Origin of the sequence: Actinophytocola sp., assembly GCF_035634895.1 — a bacterium.
GTDB lineage: Bacteria > Actinomycetota > Actinomycetes > Mycobacteriales > Pseudonocardiaceae > Actinophytocola.
Genome location: NZ_DASQCC010000127.1, coordinates 1 through 23,559, shown reverse-complemented (window position 1 = coordinate 23,559; position 23,559 = coordinate 1). Strand labels below are relative to the sequence as shown.

The window sequence follows — 23,559 nt, the reverse complement described above, 5'->3', positions numbered from 1 at the left end:
CCTCACAACGCCAGTAGCAGCGCCGTCAGCAGACCGCGCTTCTCGACCAGGTCAACGAACTCCGTGAAGGCCGGCGACTCCAGCGCCGCCACGGGCTCGAAGTCCTCGCCCGTCAGCGAGTGCCACAGGGTCACCAGCGTCCGCCGGTCCTCCTCGCGAACCAGCTCCGCCGCCGACAGCGGCTCGTCGGACCTGCTGACGAAGAAGTCCAGCAACGCGGCCATTCCGTCCAGTAGCCGCGCCACCGTCCCGGCCGTGAACAGGGTCGTGTCGTACTGCACGGTCAGTGTCAGGCCGTCGGACTCCACGAACCGGAACAGCAGGTCGAACTGGCTCGTCGCCGGCGGGACCTGCGTCACCGTGCTCGACACGCCCGGCAGGCCGGACAGGTCCAGCGGGAAGTTGTCGAACGTCACCAGAACCTGCACCAGCGGTGGAACCCCTGGCGTGCGGCCGACTCCGCTGCTCTCCACGATCCGGCCGAACGGCACCAGCTGGTTCTCCAGTGCCCGCAAGGCACTCCGCGCGACCGTGTCGAGCAGCATCGACGGCGTGTCGTCCAGGTCGACCGTGTACCGCAGCGGCAGCGTGTTCGCGAAGAAGCCGATCAGGTTCTCCGTGCCCGGCACCGTCCGGCCCGCGACCACCGCACCCAGCACGATGTCCGACTGCTGCGCGACCTTCGCCATCAGCACGGCCGTCGCGGCCTGGCCCAGCATGAACGGGGTGGCCTGCCGAGCCGTGGCGAACTCCCGCAACCGGTCGGCCGACTCGGCCGACCACGTCCTGGTCGCGTAGCCGGCCGTCCTGGACCGGTCCTCCCCGCGCGGGAAGTCGGTCGCCAGGGGCAGCTCGCCCTCGTAACCGTCCAGATAGGACTGCCAGAAACCCGTGTCGGCCTGGGTGACCAGGTACCTGCCCTGCCAGCGGGCGTAGTCGGCGTACTGCGCCGGCAGCTCGGGCAGCGACGGTGACCGTCCGGCGAGGTAGGCCTCGTACGACTCGCGGAGCTCCCGCATCGCCACGTCGCTCGACCAGCCGTCGGACACGATGTGGTGGGTGCTCCACTCGAACACGTGCTCCGTCTCGGAGATCCGCCACAGCCTCGCCCGTGCCAGTGGGCCCCGGGCCAGATCGAAGCGGCCGTCGTGCTCACGAAGCCACGCCGCGACGTCCGCCGGTGCGTCGTCCACGACCTCCAGCGCCAGCGACCGGGGGCCGGGTTCCTGGTACGGCACGCCTCCCTCGCTGCCGAACCGGAGTGACAGCACCTCGTGCCGCCGCGCCAACGTGTCGACCGCCGCACGCAGTGCCGCCACGGAAAGGCGGCCGGTGATGTGCAGGAGGCTCGTGTTCTCGTACGCGCGGTCGTCCGGGTCCACCTGCTGCAGGAACCACAGGCTCGCCTGGTTGAGCGCGAGCGGGAACCGGGTCATGCCGGCAGGCCGGCCCGGGATCCCCTCCAGGGCGAACGGTTCCGCCGCCAGGTCGGCCCGGTCGACGCACCGGGCCAGGCCGCGGGCCGTCCGGTGCTCGAACAGCAGCCGCAGCGGCAGGTCGACGCCGAAACGGTCCCGCAGGCGCGCCATCACCTGCGTCGCGTGCAGGGAATGACCGCCCAGCTCGAAGAAGTCCGCGGTCGGGTCGGTGGCCGCCGTCTTCAGCACGCCGCCGATCACCTCGAGGATCGCGCGCTCGGTCGGGGTGGCCGCCGGCGACGCCGCGGCGTCACCCTGCTCCGTCACGTCCAGTGCCCGCAACACCCTGGTGTCGACCTTGCCGTGCGCGGTACGCGGCAGCTCGTCCACGCGGACCAGGAAGTCCGGCACCGCGTAGCGCGGGAGCACCGCCCCGAGCGCCTTGCGCAGCACCGAGGTGGACAGTCCGGCCGGCGCGACGAAGAAGCCGGCCAGCCGCTTCTCGCCGTCCTCGGTGCGGACGACGACCGCGCTCTCCCGCACACTCTCGACGTTCGCCAGTGCCCGGTCCACCTCGCCCAGCTCGACCCGCTGGCCGCGGATCTTCAGCTGGCTGTCCAACCGGCCCAGGAACTCGATCCCGCCGTCGGCCAGCCGCCTGCCGCGGTCACCGGTGCGGTACAGCACCCGGCCCGGTGTGAACGGGTCCGGCACGAACGCCGTCGCCGTCCGGTCCGGGTCGTTGACGTAGCCCGCGCCGGTGCAGACGCCACCCACGTAAAGCTGGCCCGGAGTGCCCACCGGCACCGGCTCGCGGTTCGCGTCCAGCACGTACACCGCCGAGTTCGCGATCGGGCCGCCCACCGGCACCGACGGCGCCCGCTCGTCGGCCTCGCCGGTCACCTCGTAGTGGGTGCAGTCGTCCGAGGTCTCGGTGATGCCCCACATGTTCATCAGCCGCACCGACGGCAGCAGGCGGCGGAACTCGTTGGCCGTCTTCGGCTTCAGCGTCTCGCCGCTCGACGCCACCCAGCGCAGGTCGAACGGCGGGTACGCCCGCACGCCGTAGTGGTCCAGCTCCCCGCAGAACACACTGAGCACCGACGGCGACACCTCCAGCACGGTGATCCCGTCGCCGGCGACCGCACGCAGCAGCGTCGGCGGGTCCTGCGCGACCTCGTCCGGGTAGATCACCGTCGTGGCGCCGACGGCGAGGGGCGCGAACCACTGCCACAGGGAGATGTCGAACGTCGCGGCCGCGTCCTGGGCGACGCGGTCCGCCGAGGTCAGGTCCAGCACCTCGATCTTGGCCTGGATGTGGTTCAGCATGCCGTCGTGGCGGAGCAGCGCGCCCTTCGGCTCACCGGTCGAGCCCGAGGTGAAGATGACGTACGCGTTGTCGTCGCCGCCGGGGTGCGGGGCCTGGTAGGGCGCGTGGACGTACGCCGCCGACAGCGCGTCGGCCAGGTCGATCGTGGCCGTCGTCGTGCCGTCCACCGCCTCCTGGACCAGCTCGGCGGACGCGCTGTCGTGCAGCACCAGCAGGGCCTCGCCCCGCCGCAGCATGCCGGCCACCCGGAGCGGCGGCCCGGCCGGCAGCGGCAGGTACACCCCGCCCATCCGCATGATGGCCAGCACCGCCACCAGGTAGTCCAGGTTCCGGCCGGCACGCAGGCCGACGACCGTGCCCCGGTCGACCCCGTACGCGTGCAGCCAGCCCGCCAGCCGGTCCACCCGGTTGGCCAGCTCGCCGTAGGTGATCGAGTCCCGGCCGCAGACCGCCGCGACGGTGGAGCTGTACAGCTCGGCCGCCCGTGCGAACACCGAGAGGAAACCGCTGGCCGCGTGCGTGCGTACCGGCCCGGCGGCCTCGGTCAGCAGCGCCCGCCAGCGTGTCTCGCCGAGCAGGTCCCGGTTGGTCGGCACCTGGTCCGGCGCGGTCACGGCGTGCTCCAGCGCGCCTGCGTAGGCCTCCGCGATCTGCCGCAGCTGCGGTTCGCTGACCCGCTCCAGGTTCGCCTCGAGGTCCAGCGTCAGCAGCTTGCTGAACGGGTCCTTGTTGAACTCGGCCCGCAGCGTGAAGTTCGTCTGCAGGTACGCCTTCGCGTCGAGGACGGCGATGTCGGTCGCCGCGGCGAGCCGCTGGTAGCCGTGGAAGTGGGTGTAGTTGAAGCTGATGTCGGTGAGGTCGGGCACGCCGGCGATCCGCTGCACGTCCGCGTACGGGAACGCGCGGACGTCGAGCAGCGTGGTCTCCTTGGCCAGCGCCGAGTCGATCAGCTTGGTCCACGGCAGGTCCGAGGTGTACAGCCGGTACGGCACCACGTTCAGGTGCACGCCGAGCACGTCCGCGCCGCCGGGCCCCTCGAGCCGGCCGTTCGACTCGACGCCGAGGATCACGTCGGTGCGGCCGGTCAGCAACGCGAGCACGCGGGCGTGCACGGCGAGCAGGACGTGCTTGAGCGACACCCGGTTGGCGGCGGCCAGCTCGTCGAGTCGTGCCGAGAGGTCGGCCGGCACGTCCACGCTGAGGAAGCCCATCCGGCCGTCGTGCGCGTCCGTCGAGCCGGCCGCGAGCCGGGGGAGCAGCGTCGGCTCCACTTCGGACAGTTCGGTGGCCCAGAACTCACGGACCTCCTCACGAGCCAGGATTCTTTGCTCCGCGGCGATGTAGTCGGCGAACCGCAACGCGGGCGGCTCCTTCACGGCGGGGGAGGCGCCGCCGAGGATGGCCCAGTAGTCGGTGAGGATCTCGGTCACCAGGGCCGACTCGCTCCACCCGTCGAGCAGTGCGTCGTGGAAGCCCATGGAGAACTGGAACTCCGTGTCCGACAGGACGTGCACGGCGAACCGCACGAGTGGTGGGCAGGCCCAGTCGTAGGGGGTGGTCATCTCCTGCTGCCGCCACTCGCCCAGCGACGCGTCCTGCTCGCCGGCACTCAGCCCGGTCAGGTCGGTGAGGTCGAGCCGCGGCGACCCCGTCTCGTGCACCAGCTGCAGCGGCAGCGAGAACCGGGTGAAGTCGAACGACGTGCGGAGGATCTCGTGCCGGGCCACCACCCGCTCGACCGCCTCGGTCATCGCGGCGTGGTCGTAGGGCGCGCGGAGCCGGAACATGAAGATGTCGCAGTACATGTTCACGTCGGCCTGGTACGCGCTGTGGAACAGCAGCCCGGCCTGCAGGGTGCCGATCGGGTACGCGTCCACGACGCCGGCCGGCATCGCCCGCCGGTCGTCCGGGGTGACCAGGTCGAACGGCGCCAGCGGCACGGGTGCCCCGGACTTCGGCGCGCCGTCGGCGAGGTCGAGGTGGGCGGCGAGCGCACGGGGCGTCTGCAACGAGTACAGGTCGCTCAGCTCGATCGAGATCCCGCGGGCCAGGGCCGTCGCCCGCAACCGCAACGCGATGATCGAGTCGCCGCCGACGGAGAAGAACGAGTCGTCCGGCAGAACCCCGGTCGTGCCGAGGACCTCCTCGAACAGGCCGCACATCAGCTGGACGTCCGTGCCCGCGGCCACCTCGGCGACGACCTCGCGTTCCCGCAGGCAGTTCGCCGCGGTCGGCGCGGGCAGCCGGTCCTTGGCCACCTTGCCGTTGTGGTTGGTGGGGATCTCGTCGACCGCGACGACGAACGCCGGCACCATGTACTCCGGCAGCCGCGCCCGCAGCTGCTCGAACAGCACGTTCGGCACCAGGGTGTCGTCACCGACCACGTACGCGACGATCCGTGGTCCGGCACTCGGGGCCGGCGCGGCGCCGCGGATCAGGTCGCGGGTGTCGGTGATCCGCGTCGATACCGCGCGTTCCTTCACGACAGTCGCTTTGGGACTGTCGACGACCACCGCGGCACGCAGCACGCCCGGGACGGCGCCGAGCGCGGCCCGGATCTCGCTCAGCTCGATGCGGAAGCCGCGGATCTTGACCTGGTCGTCGCGGCGGCCGTGGTAGGCGAACTCGCCGTCCGGCGTGCGGGCCGCGAGGTCGCCGGACCGGTAGCCGCGCACGCCGGCGACGGTGATGAACCGCTCCGCGGTCAGGTCCGGCCGGTCGAGGTAGCCGAGCGCGACACCGGGCCCGGTGACGACGATCTCGCCGATCTCCCCGTGCGGTACGGGGTTGAGCGCCTCGTCGACGAGCACGAAGTCCAGATCGGACAGTGGCACGCCGATGAGGCTGCTGCCCTGGTCGAGGTCGGCGCGGCGGACCCGGCGGAACGACGAGTGCACGGTCGTCTCGGTGATGCCGTACATGTTGACCAGGCGTGGCTCGTCGTCGCCGTACTTGGCGACCCAGCGGCGCAGGTCGGAGAAGTGCAACGCCTCGCCGCCGAACACCACCCAGCGCAGCGGCAGCCGGTCGGCGTGCGGGACGTCCTCGGCGACCAGCTGGTTGAACGCGGTCGGCGTCTGCGACAGCACCGTGACGCGCTCGGCCCGCAGCAGCTCACGGAACGCCGCCGGGTCCTTGGCCGTCGCACGCGGGACGACCACGAGGCAGCCGCCGTGCAGCAACGCGCCCCACATCTCCCACACCGACACGTCGAACGCGAACGAGTGGAACAGCGACCACACGTCACCCGGGCCGAAGCCGTACTGCCGCTCGGTGGATGTGAACAGCCGCAACAGGTTCCCGTGTGAGACCTGCACACCCTTGGGTCGGCCGGTCGTGCCGGACGTGAAGATCACGTACGCCCGACTGTCCCAGGTGGACGGACAGGAGTCGGCCGCCAATGGCGTGGCGGCCGGCAGCGGCTCGTCCACCAAGAGGGTCGGCACGCCGTCCGGCACGCGGTCCGCGAGGTCGGTGGACGTGATCACCAGTGACGGCGCGGCGTCGGCGAGGATCAGCCCGACGCGTGCCGCGGGCGTGCCAGGGTCGACCGGCACGTACGCGGCGCCGCTGCGGATCACGGCCAGTGCCGCGATGACCATCTCCGCCGACCGTTCGAGCAGGATGCCGACGGTGCCACCGGCGCCTGCCCCGATCACCCCGGCCAGCTCGGCGACGCGGTGGTCCAGGTCGCGATAGGACAGTCCGGTGCCCCGTTCCCGCAACGCGGTCCGGTCACCGAACAGCTCCACGGCGCGGGCGAAGCCGTCGGCCAGGTTCGGCACCCAGGCCAGCGACGGCGCCGGGATCTCCTCGCGTGCCGGCTCGACGCCGCCAACGGCCTCGGCGAGGGCCAGCTGGAACTCCTCGGTGACGCGGCGCGCGGTCGGCTCGTCGACCAGGTCCCGCTGGTACACCAGGCGGAACACCAGCTCGTCGCCGTCGCGGGCGCCGTACAGGCTCACCGCGAACGCCGCGTCCCGCGGCGGCACGTCCACCACCTCGATGTCCACACCGGACACCGTGGCCCGGGCGCCGCTCCACGGGATGGCGAACCCGTCGCCGAGGCGGCCGTCGGCGGACTGCTGGAACGTGATCGTGGCCTGGAACACCGGGTTCTGGCCGTGCCGCGCCGGCGACAGCGCCCGAACCAGCCGCGGGAACGGCACCTCCGCGCACGCGAGCGCGTCCCGCAGGCCGCGCCACGTGCGGTCCTCCAGCGCCGGCAGGTCGTCGCCGCGGCTGAAGTCGCCCAGCAGCGGCACGGGGTTGACCAGGTACCCGACCGAGCCGGCGAACCGGGTGTCGGCGCGGCCGTGGTGCAGGGTCGCGACGGCGACGATGGGGGAGCCGGTCACGCGGTGCAGCGCCCGCAGGTAGGCGGCGGCGAGCGTGACGAACGGGGTGAAGCCACGTTCCTTGCAGTGCTCGTACAGCGTGCCGGCGTCGACCGTGAAGTCCACTGTGGACGCCGGGTTCCGGCGGCGGGCGGCCGGCGTCGACGGGAACAGGACCTGGTCGCGGTAGGGCCGCCAGCGGGCCGCGAGCCGGGTCAGCTTCGCGCGCTTCTCCGGGGTGTCCCTGGTCTGCTCCGCGGCCCAGCCGAGCGCGGTCGTCGGGCCGGTGCCGAGCGCGAAGTCCTTGTCGCCGAACAGCTCCGCGATGACGTCGGCGAGCACGATCCGCAGCGACGCGTAGTCGGCGATCGCGTGGTGGCAGACCAGGAGCAGTGTCGTGCCGGCCGGGGTGTGGACGGCCGCGGCCCGCACGAGCGGACCCTCGGTCAGGTCGAACGGCCGGTAGGTGACCACGTTGAGGAAGTCGTGGTTGTCCGTGTCGTCGGCCAGTTCGAGGCTGTCCCAGCCGAACCGCGGCTCGTCGCCCACCACCTGGACGCCGTCGACGATCGTCGTGCGCAGCGCGGCGTGCCGGGTGACCGCCGTGCTCACCGCGGCGTGCAGTTCGACGTCGGTGAACCGCCGGCTCAACCGGAACGCGCACGACAGCGTGTTGGACCGGTCGTCCGGGTGGAGCTGGTCGAAGAACTGGAGCTGAAGCTGGCTGTCCGTGGCGGCGTGCGTGTCCGGCGTGGCGAGCGGCGCCACCGGAGTGGCCGCGTCCGCGGCGGCGATCACGTCCTCGAGCGTGGCATCGCCGAAGAACAGCTCGACCGGCAGCGACACCCCCAGGGTCCGCTCCACGGCGCCCTTGATGGCCACCAGCTTCAGCGAGTCCATGCCCAGCGCGGCGAGCGGCCGCCGGAAGTCCTCGTCGGTGAGCGTGAACCCGATCCGCTCGGCCAGGAGGGCACGCACGTCGCCCGCGCGCCCGGTCGGGGCGGTCGTCGCGGTGATGACCTTGAGCCGGCCGGCGAGGTAGCGGGTCCGCGTCTCCGCACGGCGGATCTTGCCGCTGGAGGTGCGCGGGATCGAGTTGGGCCGGACGAGCACGATCTCGGTCAGCTCCAGCTCGCAGGTGGTCTGGACCGCGCGGCGAACCGCGTCCGCCAGACCGTCGAGCGAGGACCGGAGGTTCACCTCCAGCGCCAGCACCACCCGGTCGTCCACCTGGAAGGCGGAGCCGAGCCGGACCCGGTCGTCGGTCGCCGCGGCGGCCTCGACGTCGTGCGGGTGGTAGTTGCGGCCGCCGATGATGATCAGGTCCTTGACACGGCCGGCGACGTGCAGATCGCCGGCCACGAGCGCGCCGAGGTCACCCGTGCGAAGGAAGTCCCCGGCGTGGCCGGGGATCGACGTGCGGAAGGTGCCGGTCGAGTCCTTGTTCCAGTACCCGCGCGCGACACCGGGGCCACGCACGCAGATCTCCCCGACCTGGCCGTCGGCCAGGGGAAGCCCGCTGTCACCGCGGATCACGACCTCGGTGTCCATCGCGACCGTGCCGGACGACACGATCTCCCGCCCGTCCACCGTGCTCGTCCGGCAGCCGGCCCCGGTACCGCTGACGAACAGGGTCGCCTCCGCGAGGCCGTAGCACGGGAACCAGGAGCCGCCGGCGAACCCGTGTGCCGCGTAACGCTCCGCGAAGGCGGCCAGGGTGTCCGCCCGGACGGGTTCCGCGCCGTTGAACGCGATCCGCCAGCGGGAGAGGTCCACCCCGGACAGCCGGTCCGCGTCGTACCGCTCGGTGAGCAGTTGGTAGGCGAAGTTCGGACCGCCCGAGCAGGTGGCCCCGAAGCGGTCGATCGCGACCAGCCAGCCGAGCGGGTCCCGCACGAACTCGAACGTGTTGAGCAGCACCGCGGGCCGGCCGGTGAACAGGGGCAGCAGGGTCGTGCCGATCAGCCCCATGTCGTGGTACATGGGCAGCCAGGACAGGATCACGTCGTCGTCCCGCACCCCGAACCCGGCCTCGATGGCCGACAGGTTCGCCGCGAGGTTGCGGTGGCTGACCATCACGCCCTTGGGGTTCCCGGTGGACCCGGACGTGTACTGCAGGAAGGCGACGGCCTCGGGGTTCGGCAGCGTGATCGACGGCGCGGGTTTGGGCAGGGTGAGCGACGGCTCGTCGGCGAGCCCGTCCACGGCGTGCGGCGTCACGGGAAGGTCGCTCAGCAGCGGCAGCATCGCCTCGGTGGTCAGGGCGACCGGCGCCTGGCAGTCGCGGATCACGGCGGTGATGCGGTCGAGCTTCGCGCCGGGCCGGGGTGGGTACAGCGGCACGGCGACCACCCCGGCGGACAGGCAGCCGAGGAACGCGGCGAGGTAGTCCGCGCCGGGTGGGAACAGGAGCAGCGCGCGGTCGCCCGGCTGGACGCGGGTGCGGAGGAACCCGGCCACGCGCCCGGCCGCCTCGGCCAGCTCCGCGTAGGTCAGCTCCCGCTCGACGGCGAGGCCGCCGCCCACGAACGTGAACGCGGTGTCGTCGGGCCGCTCCTCTGCCCAGCGGACCAGGGCGTGCGGGATCGAGATCATGACGCCACCACGCCCGCCCTGCCCGACGCTATCCCCATGGCAACGAGCGGACCGTCCTTTTTGCTCCCTGGGTCCGCACGAAAGTCCCATTCGTACGTACAGGCTGCGCGAGCTTGCATCATGCTACGTCCTCCAAGAGATCTTCGCCGTCCAGTGCGAGCGCGGCGAGCACGCCCTCCTGGGTGTCCGCGTGTGCGATGACGTGGCCGAGCCGGTCGTAGCCGCTCCTGGCCTGCTTCGCCAGGCGGAAGCGGATGCCGGCGTGCTCCCGGCGCGTCGGGGTCAGCGACACCGGCAGGCCCGCCGCCGCCCGGAGCTGTTGCTCCAGCAGGTCGACGCCGGTCGCGTGCTCGACCAGGGCGGGGATCATGCCGCCGGCGAGCCGGGGGTTGACCTCGATCACCGCGACCCCGTCGGCGGTCACCTTCACCTCGGTGTGCGTCGCGCCCAGTGTCACCCCGGCCGCCTCGACCGCGGCCCGTGCCGTGTACTCGACCACCGACGCCAGCGCGGTCGGCAGCTCCGCGGGGAACAGGTGCCGGCGCTCCACGAAGTACGGCGGCGGCGTGACGTCCTTGTCCGTGATGCCGACGAGGTGGGTCGTACCGTCCACGGTGAACAGCTCGACCGAGAGCTCCGGCCCGGACAGGTACTCCTCGACCAGCACGGCCCCGGCCGTCGGCAGCCCGCGCACGTTCGCCGTTGTCGCCAGGACGGCCGCCGCGTGGTGGGCCGCCCGTTCCGCGGTGTGGCACAGAAGAACGGCGTTGGACGCCGAGTCGTCCACCGGTTTCACCACGCAGGGCAGCCCGACCGCGGCCACCGCCGCGCGGACCTCACCCACCTGCCGGGCCACCGCGAACCGCGGCTGCCGCACGCCGACGAACGACAACCGCTCCCGCAGCAGCGACTTGTCCCGGCACACCCGCATCGCCCTGACCGGGTTGCGTGGCAGGCCGAGCCATTCGGCCAGCTCCGCCGCGGCGGTCACGTAGAAGTCGCTCGTCGTCGTGAGGCCGGCCAGCTCGTCGCGGCGGAACTCGTCCTTGATCGTCGCCCGCAGTGCGGCGATCGAGCTGGTGTCACACCGAAGCACGTCACCGGGATCGCCGTAGCGCGCGGGGTCGTTCGTCAGCAGCACGGGCGCCAGCCCGAGCCGCCGGGACACCTCGAGCGCCAGCATCCCCGTCCCGGACGTGTTCGCCTCGATGAAGAGCAGGTGCCGCCGGCCGGTGGGCGCCGGCCACGCGACGGAGGACCAGCTGTCGACCACCGTCCCCGGCGTTACCACGGCCGGCGCCGGCGCGAGCGGCTGGCCGGAAACCCCGTGGCCGGACCAGAACGACGACGAGTACACGGTCTCCACGTACCGGTCGCCACGGTCCGGCAGGATGCCCACCACCCGCGTGCCCGGCGGCGACTGCTCGGCCACCCGCCGCAGCACCCGGTACACCGACCCGGACGTGTTGCCGCCGAAGATCTGGTGCTCCCGCGCGAGGTCCAGGGTCGCCGAGAACGCCTCCCGGTCGTTGAGCCAGTGCACCTCGTCAACAAGCCGCCGGTCCAGGTTCTTCGGCAGGATGCTGTTGCCCAGCCCGCCCTGCAGCCGGCCCGGCCGGTCCGGCTGTCCGAACAGGACACTGCCGACGCTGTCCACACCGACGACCCGCAGGTCCGGCAGCCCCTCCCGGAGCGCCCGTGCCGACCCGCACAGCGACCCGCCGGTGCCCACCGACCCCACCAGCACGTCGAGCGTGCCGAGATCCGCCAGCAGCTCCGCGGCGAGCGCCCGGTACGCGGCGGGGTTGTCCGGGTTCGAGTACTGCTCCGGCCAGAACGCGCCCGGCAGCGACGACCGCAACTCCGCGAGCCGCGCGAGCCGCGCGCCCTGCCAGCCCTGACCGGACATCGTCTCGACGACGTGCACGACGGCCCCGAGCGCCCGCAGCTTGGCGAGGCTGATCGCGTCGATCCGCGGGTCCGTCACGACGTGCACCGGATGCCCCAGCGCGGCACCCACCATGGCGACGCCAAGAGCCATCGTCCCGGAGGAGCTCTCGATGATCGGCGCCCCGTCGGCGAGCACGCCGGTCCGCCGGGCCTCCAGCACGGTGTGCCGCGCGACCCGGTCCTTCATGCCGTAGAGGTTCTGCAGCTCGAGCTTCGCGTACACCTCGACCCCGGGCGCCGTGGCGATGCGCAACCGGACCAGGGGTGTGTGCCCGATCGCGTCGAGAATGCCGTCGAAGCGCATGAGGAGTCCTAGGTGAGTAGCTCGTCGAGCGAAGCCAGCGCGCCGGCCACCCGCTCCTGCCGCGAATCCCACGCCTCGCCCGCCGCGTCCAGCCGGACCGCCTGCGCGGCAAGGAGATCGCGCACCGAGTCCGGGTTCGCCGAGCCGGCGGAACGCTTCTCCCACAGCCCGGCGTCCACCTCGAACGCCCCGGCCAGTGCCGCCGCCGGCGCGGACAGCGGGAACCCGGCCGCCCGCGCGACCTCCGCCAGGATCTCCTTCGACGTGTCCGCCGGCGGTCTTCCCTGTGTGGCAACGACATACTGGCCGGCGATCACCTGTGCCCGCCGCCACGGCACGCCCTCCAGCAGCGTCAGCCGGTTGGCGAGCGTGAACCCGCCGAGGTGCTCCGCCGCGCACGCCGCACGCATCCCGTCCGGCCGGAACCGGAGGTGCGCGAGCACCTCCGTGAACAGCCGCAGCGTGCCCCGGGCCGTGGTGAGCGCGGTCAGCAGGTGCGCGGAGGCCTCCTTGGAGACCTCGACCATGTTGGCGAACGGCGTGCCGCGCTGGCCGAGCACCACGTCGACATGGAACGCCGACAGGTGTGCGGAACGGCCGCGGATCCGTTCCAGCAGCGGGAAGTTCTTCTTCTGCGGCATGGCGGCCGAGATCCCGGCGTGCGAGTCCGGCAGCTCGATGAACGCGTACTGGCTGGACCCCCACGCCATGAGGTCGGTGGCGAACCGCGAGATCCCCACGCCGAGCACCGACAGCTCCGCGGTGATCTCCAGTGCCCACTCGCGGGACGCGACGGCGACCAGCGCGTGTGGCTGCGGTGCCCGGAAACCGAGCAGCGCGGCCATCCGGTCGCGGTCCCAGTCCAGCTCCTGTCCGGACATCGCGCCGGCGCCCAGTGGACAGCGGTCGATGCTGTCGTAGGTGGCCAGCAGCCGGTCCGCGGTGTGCAGCGCCTGTTCGACCACGGCCGCCAGGTAGAACCCGGGCGTGATCACCTGTGCGGCCTGCAGGTGGGTGTACCCGGGCATGGGCAGTTCGGCGGTCTCGCCCGCGAGCCGGTGCGCGGCACGGCCGAGGGTGAGCAGGTCGCGCGCCACGTGCCCGAGCTGGTCGCGGCCGAACATCAGCTGGGCGCAGGACTGCAGGTCGTTGCGGCTGCGGTCGACGTGCCAGGCCGGCACGGGCGTGGGCAGCCGCTCCTCGACGTGCCGTTCGAGTGCGAACGCGAAGTCGGACATGTTGACGTCCGGTGCCGCGGTCAGGTCCGCCGCGGTCGTCCCGTCGAGGACGGCGCGAACGGCGGTGGCGTCGACGGCCGGGATCAGTCCCAACCGGAGGTACTCGACCAGCAGCACCTTCTCGATGACCAGGTACCAGGGCAGCAGGTTCGCGACCTCGTACTCGAACTGTGGCCGGAGAATCTCTTCGTGCAACAACTCGGCGGGGGCGGCGTTGACCCGGCCGCTCAGGCGGGTGGTCACATCAGCTCCCCCTCGTCACCGCGGTACGAAGCAAGAGTCCCTGAACGGGATCACCGGAAACCAGGGCAGGGGTCACGGGGTTTTCGTTGTTCGATAACGGAACCGGATGAGTTGTTCACAGAGAGGTCATGAGGACGTTAGGCTTGCTGGTTCGTCCTGAACGAGGCGTTCCTCCGGTCGGCCCAATTTCGTCCCGGTACGGAACATTCCAGTTACCGTTGCCGTCCCAGGCGACGAGACTGATGGCGAGGCGGGCGTACCGGGGCAGGGCCGGTGCGTGCGCGGACGCGCTGAAGGTGGGAGTCGTAAGTGTTCCAACCAGTCACCCCCGCCGGGCCGCCACCCGGCGTGCCGAACGGTTCGAAGAAGACGGCGACCATCGTCCTGAGCGTGCTCGTGGCGGTGCTTGCGCTCGCCGCGGGCTTGTTTCTCTTCTTGTTTCTCAGCGAGAAGGGCGCGGCCGCGGACACGAACAGTCAGGTCACGAACACCGAGCAGCAGATCAAGGACCAGAAGGGCAAGCTCTCGGACGCGAAGTCGGAGACCACCGACCTCCGGGACAAGGGAGAGGGTCTTCAGAGCACCCATGACCAGCTCCAGGCCTGCACGGACGCCACCAAGGCCGCGCTCCAGGCCCTCGGCAACGGCGACCAGGCGGCGCTGACGAAGGCGGTCGACCAGATGGTGGACAGCTGCCCGAAGGACCTGGGGACGGGTGGGTCCTGACATGACCGACTACTTCTCGAACCCACAGAACCAGTCCGGCTACCCGGGCTCGAACGACCAGACACAGGCCGGGCAGGCGTACGACCCCCCGCAGCCGCCGCCGAACCCCTACGGCGCCCCGCAGCCGTCGAACCCGTACGGGATCCCGCAGCAGCAGCCGCAGAACCCTTACTCGGCCCCGTTCCCGGCCTCGTCCTACCCGCAGTCCCCGGCCGGGGGCATGCCACAGCAGCAGCCCCAGCCCACGGCGTCCTTCCCGTCGTACTACACGGGCGGCCAGCCGGGTCTCTCGCCGGAGCCCGCCAGGCCGAAGAACACGGCGAAGATCATCCTGATCCTGGCCGCGGTGCTCATGTTCGCCGGCGCCGGCGTGTTCGCCGGCCTGTTCGTGTCCGCGAACAGCGACCACGACAAGGCGACCTCGGTACTGAACGACAAGCAGGCCGAGCTGGCCGACGCCAAGAAGGACGCCTCGGCGGCCGAGGGGGACAAGTCCGACGCCCAGCAGCACAACGGTGACCTGGAGTCACAGAACTCGGCGTTGCAGCCGTGCGTCGACGCGACGAAGCACTTCATCTGGGACCTGCCCTCCACCGCGTCGGACGCGGAGGTGAGCGCCGCCATCCAGGACATGCGCGACAAGTGTAAATAATCATGCGCCCGTAGGAACAGAAGCGGGGAGGGCGCGCACATGACGGATACGGTCGCGGAGTTGTTCGGTCCGTATCGCATAGAGGAGCTGCTCGGGCGCGGTGGCATGGGCGAGGTGCACCGCGCCTACGACACCGTCCGCGACCGGCACGTCGCGCTCAAGAGGCTCCCCGGCTTCGCGGAGCCGGAGTTCCTCGCCCGCTTCCGCCGGGAGGCGAGGCTCGTCGCGGGACTGAACGAGCCGCACATCGTCCCGGTCCACGACTTCGGCGAGATCGACGGCCGGCTCTACCTCGACATGGCGCTGATCGAGGGCCCGGACCTCAAGCGGGTGCTCGCCGACGGGCCGCTGTCGCCGGCCCGCGCGATCGAGGTCCTCGGCCAGGTGGCGAGCGCGCTCGACGCCGCGCACGCGGCCGGGGTGCTGCACCGGGACGTCAAGCCCGCCAACATCCTGCTCGACGAGGCCGGCAACGCCTACCTCGCGGACTTCGGCATCGCGCGCCCGATCGCCGAGGACGTCACGCAGCTGACCAACACCGGCGACTACGTCGGCACGCTCGACTACATGGCGCCCGAGCGCCTGATGCGGGGCACCGACGGCACGCTCGACCCATCGTCGGACGTGTACTCGCTGGCCTGCGTGCTGTTCCAGTGCCTGACCGGGCGGGTGCCGTTCCCCGCGCCGGACACCGTCGGCAAGCTCGCCGCCCAGCTGTCCGACCCACCGCCCGCGCCGTCCCTGTTCGACCGGCGCATCCCGCCGGCCATGGACCTCGTCGTGCGCACGGGCATGGAGAAGGACCCCCGGCGGCGGTACCCGACGGCCGGGGAGCTGATGAAAGCGGCGGCCAGCGTGATCAGCACCGTCACGGCGGAGGCGCCGACCGCGGCCGAGGTCGCGACGACCCACCAGGGCGACCACTTCGTGCAGCTGCTCATGTCGTTCCTGCGGGACCAGGCGACCCCGCCGGTCGCCGCGAGCACCGACAGCTGCCCCTACCCCGGCCTGCAGAGCTTCGGGATCCGGGACAGCGACTGGTTCTTCGGCCGCGAGGAGGCCGTGCGGAACCTGCTCGCGCGGCTGGCCCGCCACCAGGCGAACGACGGCCCGCTGCTGGTCGTCGGCGCGTCGGGTGCCGGCAAGTCGTCGCTGCTCAACGCCGGGCTGCTCGCCGCACAGGCGAAGGCCGGCGCGAAGTCGCTGGCCATGACGCCGGGGGACCGGCCGATCGGCACGCTCGCCGCCCGGCTCGCCGCGCTCACCCACACGAACCCGCGCGAGCTCGCGCAGCGGCTGTGGGTCCGGCCCGGCGACTTCGGCGAGCTGTGCAGGTCCGCCGGCGGGAACGCGCCGCTGGTCGTGGCCGTCGACCAGGCCGAGGAGCTGTTCACGCAGTGCGCCAACCAGCGCGAGCGGGAGGCGTTCGCGACGGCGCTGGCGAGCGCGTGGCCGGCGCGGGTGGTAGTCGCGGTGCGCGCGGACTTCGTCGAGCACTGCATCACGCTGCCGTCGCTGAAGCCGTCGCTGGACGCGCCGTACGTGCTCGGCCCGCTGACGGCCGACGAGCTGACCCGGGTCGTCACCCTGCCGGCCGAGGCGGCGGGCCTGGAGCTGGAGCCCGGCCTGGTGGACCGGCTGATCACCGACGCGGGCCACGACGCGGGCGCGCTGCCGCGGCTCGCGCACGCGCTGCGGGAGACCTGGCACAACCGCCACGGGAACCGGCTGACGCTGGAGGGGTACCAGCGCACGGGCGGCGTCGACCGGGCCGTCGCGCTCACCGCCGACGGCGTGTACTCGCGGCTCGCCGAGCCGGACCGGTGGGCGCTGCGTGCCACGCTGCTGCGCATGGTCACGCTGCTGGAGGGCGGCGGCATCGCGCGGCGGCGGGCGCCGAGGGCCGAGGTGCCGCCGAGGATCCTCGAAAGTCTGGTGGCGGCGCGGCTCGTCACGGTCGACAGCGACGCCGTCTCCCTGTCGCACGACGCGTTGCTGACGGCGTGGCCCCGGCTGCGGCAGTGGGTCGAGGAGGACCGCGACGGCCTGCTCGTGCGCCAGCGGCTCGGTGAGGCGGCCGCCAACTGGCGGACCGGTGGGCAGGACCGCGGCGACCTGTACCGGGGCGCGCGGCTGGCCGCGGCGCTCGACTGGTCGAACGGGCGGACCGACCTGACGCACGACGAGCAGGCGTTCCTGCGGGCCGGCGAGCGGGACCGGCGGCGGACCAACCGCAGGCTGCGTGGCGTGGTCGTCGGCCTCGCGACGTTCCTGGTGCTCGCGCTCGTGGCCGGTTTCGTCGCGTTCGTCGCGCGTGGCGAGGCGGACGACGCCCGCAACGTGGCCGAGTCGCGGGCACTCGCGGCGGAGTCGCAGGCGGAGGCGTACACCGACCCGATCGACGCGATGAGCAAGGCCGTCAGGAGCTGGCACACCAGCCCGACCTCGGAGGCCCGCGGCGCGTTGCTGTCCGCGCCGATGCTCACCTACCCGTCGCACTTCGCCTCCGGGCTGCCCCAGGGCTACACGATCGACGTCACCGCGAACGGCGGGATGATCGCGGTCGGCTCGGGGGAGGGCCAGGTCGTGGTCTGGGACATGACCAGGCGCGAGCGGCTCGACATCGACATCAGGCTGAAGGGCTCGATCCTCGCGGTGCGGTTCTCCCCGGACGGCCGTCTTCTCGCGGTCTCGTCGGTCAACGCCGAGAAGGGCGACACCACGAGCGGCATCAGGGTCTGGTCCATCCCGGACGGCAAGCCGGTCAGCCGGCTCGCCGACGCCCAGCCCGCCATCGGGCCGGTGGCGTGGCGCCCGGACAGCACGGCGCTGGCGGCGGTGAGCATCCGGTCGGACCTCACCATCGGGATCGGGGAGTGGAACCCGAGGACCGGCAGGGTGAACCGCTGGATCGGCACCGGCAGGACCAACACGTTCAGCCTCGCCTACAGCAACTCCGGCGAACGGCTCGCGGTCGGTGACGGCGCAGGCGGACTGGACCTGTGGAACACCGTCGACGGCACGCTCGTGTCGGCCAACACCGAGCACGCGAAGACCGGGCGGCACGGCGAGGACGGGATCATCTCGGTGCTCGTGGCGTTCTCCCCCAACCTGCTGGCGACCGCCAGCGTCGCGGACAACACGATCCGGCTGTGGAACCCGGAGACTGGCGCGCTGGTGCGGGCCTTCCCCGACATCACCAGGCACACCACCGATCCTGGGCAGGGGCCGTCGTCGATCGCGTTCAACCCCGACGGCACCGTCCTGTACACCAACAGCGACTCGACCGCGCTGACCCTGTGGGACCCGCTGAACGGCGACTTCTCCGGCTCCCTCACGCAGGGGCCGAGGAGCGGCACCACGACCGGCCGCACCGTGCTCTCGATCGCCGTGTCCGCAGACGGCCGCACGCGGGTCGCGGCCGCCAGCGACGGCACCGTGCTTCGCTGGCAGACCAACGTGAACTGGCACTCGAAGCTGACCGCGTCGGTGACCGGCCTGGACATCGGCCCGGACGGCCGGACCGCGACCGCGGGCGACGCGGACGGCGCGCTCACCACGTGGGACATCCGCACCGGCGCGGACGTCGGGCAGTCGAGCCTCGACTCCGCGACCTACACCATCCGCTACACCCCGGACGGGACGCGCATCACCGGGTCCGTCGGTGGCACGCTGACCGTGACGGCACGCAACGGCGACCTCACCCGCCCGCGGTCGATCCACCTCGACAAGCGCGAGTTCCGGGGCGTCCTCGCCGTCTCACCCGACGGGAAGCTGTTCGCCGCCGCGCACCAGAACCCGGTGAGCCTCGAGATGCCGGCCGACTACCGGGTCGGCGTGTGGGCGGTGGCCACGCTCGAACAGGTCGCGGACCTCCCGCTCGGCAACGACCAGTTCCCGGCCAAGCTGGCGTTCTCACCGGACGGCCGCCGCCTGCTCGCGCTCATCGACAACCAGGGTGATTCGCGGGTCGGCAGCGACACCGACGGCGACAACACCGCGACCATGCTGTCGTGGCGGCTGCCGGACTTCGGCAAGGAGAAGCCGGTTCCACTCGACACCGACACGCTGGTGACCGCGGTGTTCACGCCGGACGGCCGCTCGATCGTCACCGCGGGCGTCGGCGGCTACCTCCAGGTCCGCGACGCGGCGACCGGGAAGGTGCGCTACCGGTTCGGCCGGCACAGCTCGACCGTCCGGGAGGTCGCCATCTCGCGGGACGGCCGCACGCTGGCGACGATCACCACGGACGACTCGGTCGTGCGGCTGTGGGATCTGCCCAACCGGCGGTTGCTGGCCGTGCTCTCCGGGCACTCCTCACCGCTCAACGAGATCGTGTTCTCGGCCGACGGGAAGCTGCTCGTGTCCGGCGGCACCGACACCGACGTCGGCGTCTGGCAGTTGGAACCGGCGGCGGCGGTGCGGCGCCTGTGTGACAACCTCGCCGACGCGGGGGAGAAGCGCCTCTCCTCGATCGGCTGCTAGTGCCCACTCCACCTGGACGGGGCACTAGGAACGTTCCGCCTGCGCGGCGGCGCTCGGAAATGCGACCGTATGGCCATGTCTACCGCCATTCGTCTCCCGGTGGCGGTCCCGCGCCGGGTAGTCTGCCGTCCATCGGATCCGATGGTGGGGAGTGGGATGCCGCAGGTCATGGTGCGGGGCAGCGACTTGCATCCGGTGATGCTCGGCCCGGGTGAGCGGCTGGTGTTCGGTCGTGACCCGCATTCGGCGGCCGGACCCGGACCGGGACGGGTCGAGCTGCGGCTGCCGGGTTGCGCGCCGCACGTGTCGGGCACGCTGGCCGAGCTGGTCGTCGGCGCCGAGGCCGCGTGGCTGCGCTGGCTCGGCGCGGGCGAGGGCCGGCTGTCGAGCCTGCTGGACGCGCCGGGCGGCGCGCGGCGGGTGACGCTCGTGCGGGACATGCGTGCCCTGCTGGACGACGGCAAGAACGAGCTGATCGTGCTGGCGGGAAAGCGGGTCGGGATCGACCTGTACACGGACCTGCTGATGACGTTCACCGTGCACTACACGGCCGTGACCGAGCATCCGATGGCCTCGGTCCACCACGACACCGAGCTGAAGCCGCATGTCCGAAAAGGACAGCTGACCCGGCGCTCCAAGGAGTGGTACGTCGCCCTGGCCCTGGCCGAACCGTGGCTGGCCGGCGACGACGACTCCCCGTTCCCGCCGACGAACCGCCGGATCTACGAACGGATCCGCGCCTGGCGCGGCGGCGACGCGTGGAACCTCGAGCGGCCGCAACGGGTCGACGACGCGATCCGGGCGGTGTCGCAGATCGCGTTCGGTGAGCTGGCGGACCCCTATTCGGAGGCCCGCAGCGGGCGGATCCAGAACCCGAGGTTCGCGGTCGGCAAGCGGGTCGCCGAGTACCGGCTGGTGACGGCCGAGGACCTCGACGAGGTCGAGCAGGCGGCACGCGACTTCTGACCGCGCACCTTCCGCCACCCTCCACTGTGGACGTTCTGGACCAGTCGCCGCCGGCCGTCGGCACCCCCGTCAGAACAGCTTGCCGAGCTGCTCGATGAGTGTCAGCACGCTCAGCACGCCGAACAGCGCGACCGACCAGCCGAGCACCGCCGCCCGCCCGGCGCGGATGCGGATCTGCCGCGGCAGCACCCTGCGGTTGAGCAGGATCAGCAGCCCGGAGTAGATGAACATCATCAGACCGCCGACGCACGCGGAGATCACCAGCAGCACCAGCGGCTGTGCGAAGCCGGCGGCCACGATCAGGCAGCCGACCAGCACCAGGACCCACACCACGCCGAAGTAGAGCGTGCTTTCCTTGGTGTCCCTGGCGTAGGAGGTCTTGACCACGTCCGCGACCAGCCGTGCGGTGTAGTCGACGATGCCCAGCGCCGCGGCGAACAGGGAGAACGCGCCGATCACCCAGAACAGGACGCCGAACCACGGCCCAACGTCCGACTTGAGCACCTCGCCCTCGGTCTGCAGGAAGCCGATGTTGTTCTCCAGGTCCGGCTTGCCGTACACGGTCGAGTAGGACAGCAGCGACGTGAACAGGATCGTCAGGAACGTGATCAGCACGAACGTGGACAGCTGCTCGCGGTTCGCGAAACGCCACCAGGAACGCCAGCGCGACAGGTGCTCGTCGGTCGGCTCGAAGATGAAACCGGTGCTCGGCGCGGCCTCGGGCTTGCCGGTGACCGGGCTCGTGATCCGCGGCACGTACCGGCCCATGGCGAAGCCCTTGTCGCGGATCCAGTTGCTCTGCACCAGGTTCTGCCCGCCGCCGGCGCCGGCGAACGCGAGCGCGCCCATCAGCAGCGCGAGCCCGAGCGTGTCGACGGGCACCGACGCGTCGGTGACGATCTTCGGCACGTCCGCCCACGCGTCCGCCGAGATCGCGACGATCGCGCCGACGAGCAGGAGGACCAGCACGGCCGCGACCTTCACCATCTCCGCGCGTTCCAGGGCAACGTAGACCACCGGCGCCAGCGTCAGGATGAGGCCGATCAACAGCAGCAGCGCCACGGTGATCAGGGCGACGTTCCCGCCGCCCGTCAGGTAGGTGATCATCGTGGCGGAGCTGGTCGCCCAGCCGGGCCACAGGTTCGCGAAGATCGTCAGCACCGCGAACACCAGGCCCCAGTGCCGCCAGAACCTGCTGAAGCCGGTGAGCGCGGTCTCGCCGGTGGCGAGCGTGTACCGCTCGATCTCCATGTTCAGGAAGAACTGCGTGACGAGCCCGACCACCGCCGCCCAGACGAAGACGAGCCCCACCTGGGACGCGATGTAGGGGAAGAGGATGAACTCGCCGGACGCCAGCCCGACCCCGGCGGCGATGACGCCGGGACCGATGATGCGCCAGGTGGACGCCGGCGGCGCCGGTAACGGCCGGACCTCCGGCCGGGGCAGGTACCGGGCGGGGAACCGCCAGGCCGCCGAAGATGACACGTCGTCGTGCTGCCTCGTCATTGCGGTGATCCCTTCGCGGGAAAAGGGTCTCGCGCAAGATCGTACGCGGGAAAACAGGCATACCGCATACTGCATCCGAGGGATCGACCGGCGACTTCTCGTGACACCGGAGCCGGGTCAGCCCGGTCGCCGGCGGGTGACCAGGTCCGCGTGGTACTCCAGGAACCGGGCGACGTCGTCCGGGTCCTCGAGCGGCAGCGGGAAGACGATCAACCGGTCGACGCCGAGCGCCGCGTACCGGGCCACGGTCGGCGCGTCGAGCCGCACTGGGTTCAGCTGCATGTAGTTGATCTCCAGGCGACCGAGGTGCGCCGGCCGGTCGACCTCGTCCGCGGCCCGCGCCAGGCCATCGAGGTGTGCCACCAGGTCCTCCGGCCCGCCGTTGCCGAACCAGCCGTGGCCGCGGGACACCGCCCGCCGGAACGCCGCCCGGCTGTGCCCGCCGACGACGATCCGCACGTTCTCGGGGCGTGGATACGCGTCGACCTTCTCGAACGAGACGTGCCGGCCGTGGAACGCGGGCGCCTCGTCGTGCCACAGCGACGCCATGGCGTCCAGGTACTCGTCCGTCCGGCTGCCACGCGTCGCGAGGTCGACGCCGACCGCGGCCAGCTCCGGTTCCAGGTAGCCCGCGCCGACGCCGAGCATGAACCGCCCCCCGCTCAGCACGTCCAGGCTGGCCACCTGCTTCGCCAGCACCACGGGGTTGCGCTGCGGCAGGATGACGATCCCGGTGCCGAGCTGGATCCGCGTGGTCACGGCGGCCACGAAAGCCAGCTGCGCCAACGGGTCCAGGATGGGATCGGTCGACGCCATCGGCGACTCGGGGGTTCGCGGGCTCGGCAGCACCACGTGCTCACCGACCCACCACGACGTGTAGCCCAGCTCCTCGGCGAGCCGCGCGAGCCGCACCGTGTGGTCCGGCCCGAGCACGGCCTTGGCGTTCAGTCCCTGTACTCCCAGCTCCATGCTCGCCAGCGTGGCCCGGGCAGGCACGACGGGTCCAAGACCTTCTCTTATCGCCGTTGGTTATCGGGTGTCGCCGGCGTGGACCGGAACCACCCGTTCGAGCGGACATCCCCACCGTTGGGCTGAGATCGATCGTTCCGTGTGGCGGGCCGCGTCCAGCCTCCCCTAGCGTCACGGGCGGTGGTGGGTCCCACCAGCCAGCTGATTGACCGATGGGTGGCAACACCGTGAGCCGAGACCTGTCCGACCGCTTCGGGGCCGTGTCGCACCACGGTGTCGGGACGGGACCCCGGGGACATGGGCACGCTTCGACGCGTGGTGACCGCGCACCGGAACGCGCTTCCTCGGGCGAGAGCGAGAGGTCCGGTTGACCGCACAGGCCGCGGCGGTCGTGCTGGTCGACCTCGCCGTTTCACTGGCCGTCCTGGTCCGGCTCTACCTCCGAGGCGGGACGCGGAACGTCCTGGTGAGCATCGCCGCGGTGTTCGTGTTCGTCACGTTCGGCCCGCTGGTCAACCTCATCGCGGGAGCCGCCGCGTACTCGGGGATCGTGGTGGAGGAGATTCCGAGGGCGGCCACGGGGTTCGCGCTCGCCCTCGTCGCGATGGCGATCGCGGACCTGCTCGCACCGCAGCGGCGGACGTTCGACGAGGCGCGGCCCGCGCGGTCCACGAGGTCCTACGAGCTGCTGCCGGTGGCGCTGGCGTGCCTGGCGGCGTACGCCCTGTTCGTCCTCGTCACCAAGGGCCTGCCCATGATGGGGGTCGACAAGCTGGAGCGGATCGCACTGGCCGGGCCCTGGCACCGGAACTACCTGCTGCTGGAGGCCTTCGCGCTGTC

The 23,559-nt window shown here is 71.8% G+C and carries 10 protein-coding genes; 5 read left to right on the top strand and 5 right to left on the bottom strand.

The genetic code is table 11. The features are described 5' to 3' along the window. Nucleotides 1-2: 2 nt before the first annotated feature. The 3 genes from VET29_RS18460 to VET29_RS18450 form a co-directional block, all read right to left on the bottom strand. The gene (locus tag VET29_RS18460) at nucleotides 3-9,680 is read right to left on the bottom strand and encodes a non-ribosomal peptide synthetase (RefSeq protein WP_324921874.1); all 9,678 of its coding nucleotides are present in this window, start codon (nucleotides 9,678-9,680) and stop codon (nucleotides 3-5) included. Nucleotides 9,681-9,798: 118 nt separating this feature from the next. Further along, nucleotides 9,799-11,934, bottom strand: coding sequence for a pyridoxal-phosphate dependent enzyme (locus VET29_RS18455; protein WP_324921872.1), 2,136 nt, complete (start codon nucleotides 11,932-11,934; stop codon nucleotides 9,799-9,801). 8 nt (nucleotides 11,935-11,942) lie between these two features. Continuing rightward, nucleotides 11,943-13,415 (bottom strand): argininosuccinate lyase, encoded by a 1,473-nt coding sequence (locus VET29_RS18450; RefSeq protein WP_324921869.1) that lies wholly within the window; start codon nucleotides 13,413-13,415, stop codon nucleotides 11,943-11,945. A gap of 309 nt (nucleotides 13,416-13,724) precedes the next feature. Between VET29_RS18450 and VET29_RS18445 the strand changes: the two genes are divergently transcribed. The 4 genes from VET29_RS18445 (at nucleotide 13,725) to VET29_RS18430 (ending at nucleotide 20,244) form a co-directional block, all read left to right on the top strand. Then, entirely contained in the window at nucleotides 13,725-14,141 is a 417-nt protein-coding gene (locus VET29_RS18445) for a hypothetical protein (RefSeq protein WP_324921866.1), read from the top strand. 1 nt (nucleotide 14,142) lies between these two features. Beyond that, nucleotides 14,143-14,793: a hypothetical protein gene (locus VET29_RS18440; RefSeq protein ID WP_324921863.1), complete on the top strand. Its 651-nt coding sequence runs from the start codon at nucleotides 14,143-14,145 to the stop codon at nucleotides 14,791-14,793. A 39-nt stretch (nucleotides 14,794-14,832) separates the two neighbouring features. Next, nucleotides 14,833-19,278 (top strand): protein kinase domain-containing protein, encoded by a 4,446-nt coding sequence (locus VET29_RS18435; RefSeq protein WP_324921861.1) that lies wholly within the window; start codon nucleotides 14,833-14,835, stop codon nucleotides 19,276-19,278. 156 nt (nucleotides 19,279-19,434) lie between these two features. Then, nucleotides 19,435-20,244, top strand: coding sequence for a hypothetical protein (locus tag VET29_RS18430; RefSeq protein WP_324921858.1), 810 nt, complete (start codon nucleotides 19,435-19,437; stop codon nucleotides 20,242-20,244). A gap of 69 nt (nucleotides 20,245-20,313) precedes the next feature. Here VET29_RS18430 and VET29_RS18425 read toward each other — a convergent pair whose 3' ends face one another. Together VET29_RS18425 and VET29_RS18420 are read right to left on the bottom strand one after the other, a co-directional pair. Then, nucleotides 20,314-21,750: an Nramp family divalent metal transporter gene (locus VET29_RS18425; protein ID WP_324921856.1), complete on the bottom strand. Its 1,437-nt coding sequence runs from the start codon at nucleotides 21,748-21,750 to the stop codon at nucleotides 20,314-20,316. A 117-nt stretch (nucleotides 21,751-21,867) separates the two neighbouring features. Further along, the gene (locus VET29_RS18420) at nucleotides 21,868-22,719 is read right to left on the bottom strand and encodes an LLM class F420-dependent oxidoreductase (protein ID WP_324921853.1); all 852 of its coding nucleotides are present in this window, start codon (nucleotides 22,717-22,719) and stop codon (nucleotides 21,868-21,870) included. 367 nt (nucleotides 22,720-23,086) lie between these two features. Here VET29_RS18420 and VET29_RS18415 point away from each other — a divergent pair. Next, the coding region (locus VET29_RS18415) for a hypothetical protein (RefSeq protein WP_324921849.1) at nucleotides 23,087-23,559 on the top strand (473 nt) is incomplete at its 3' end.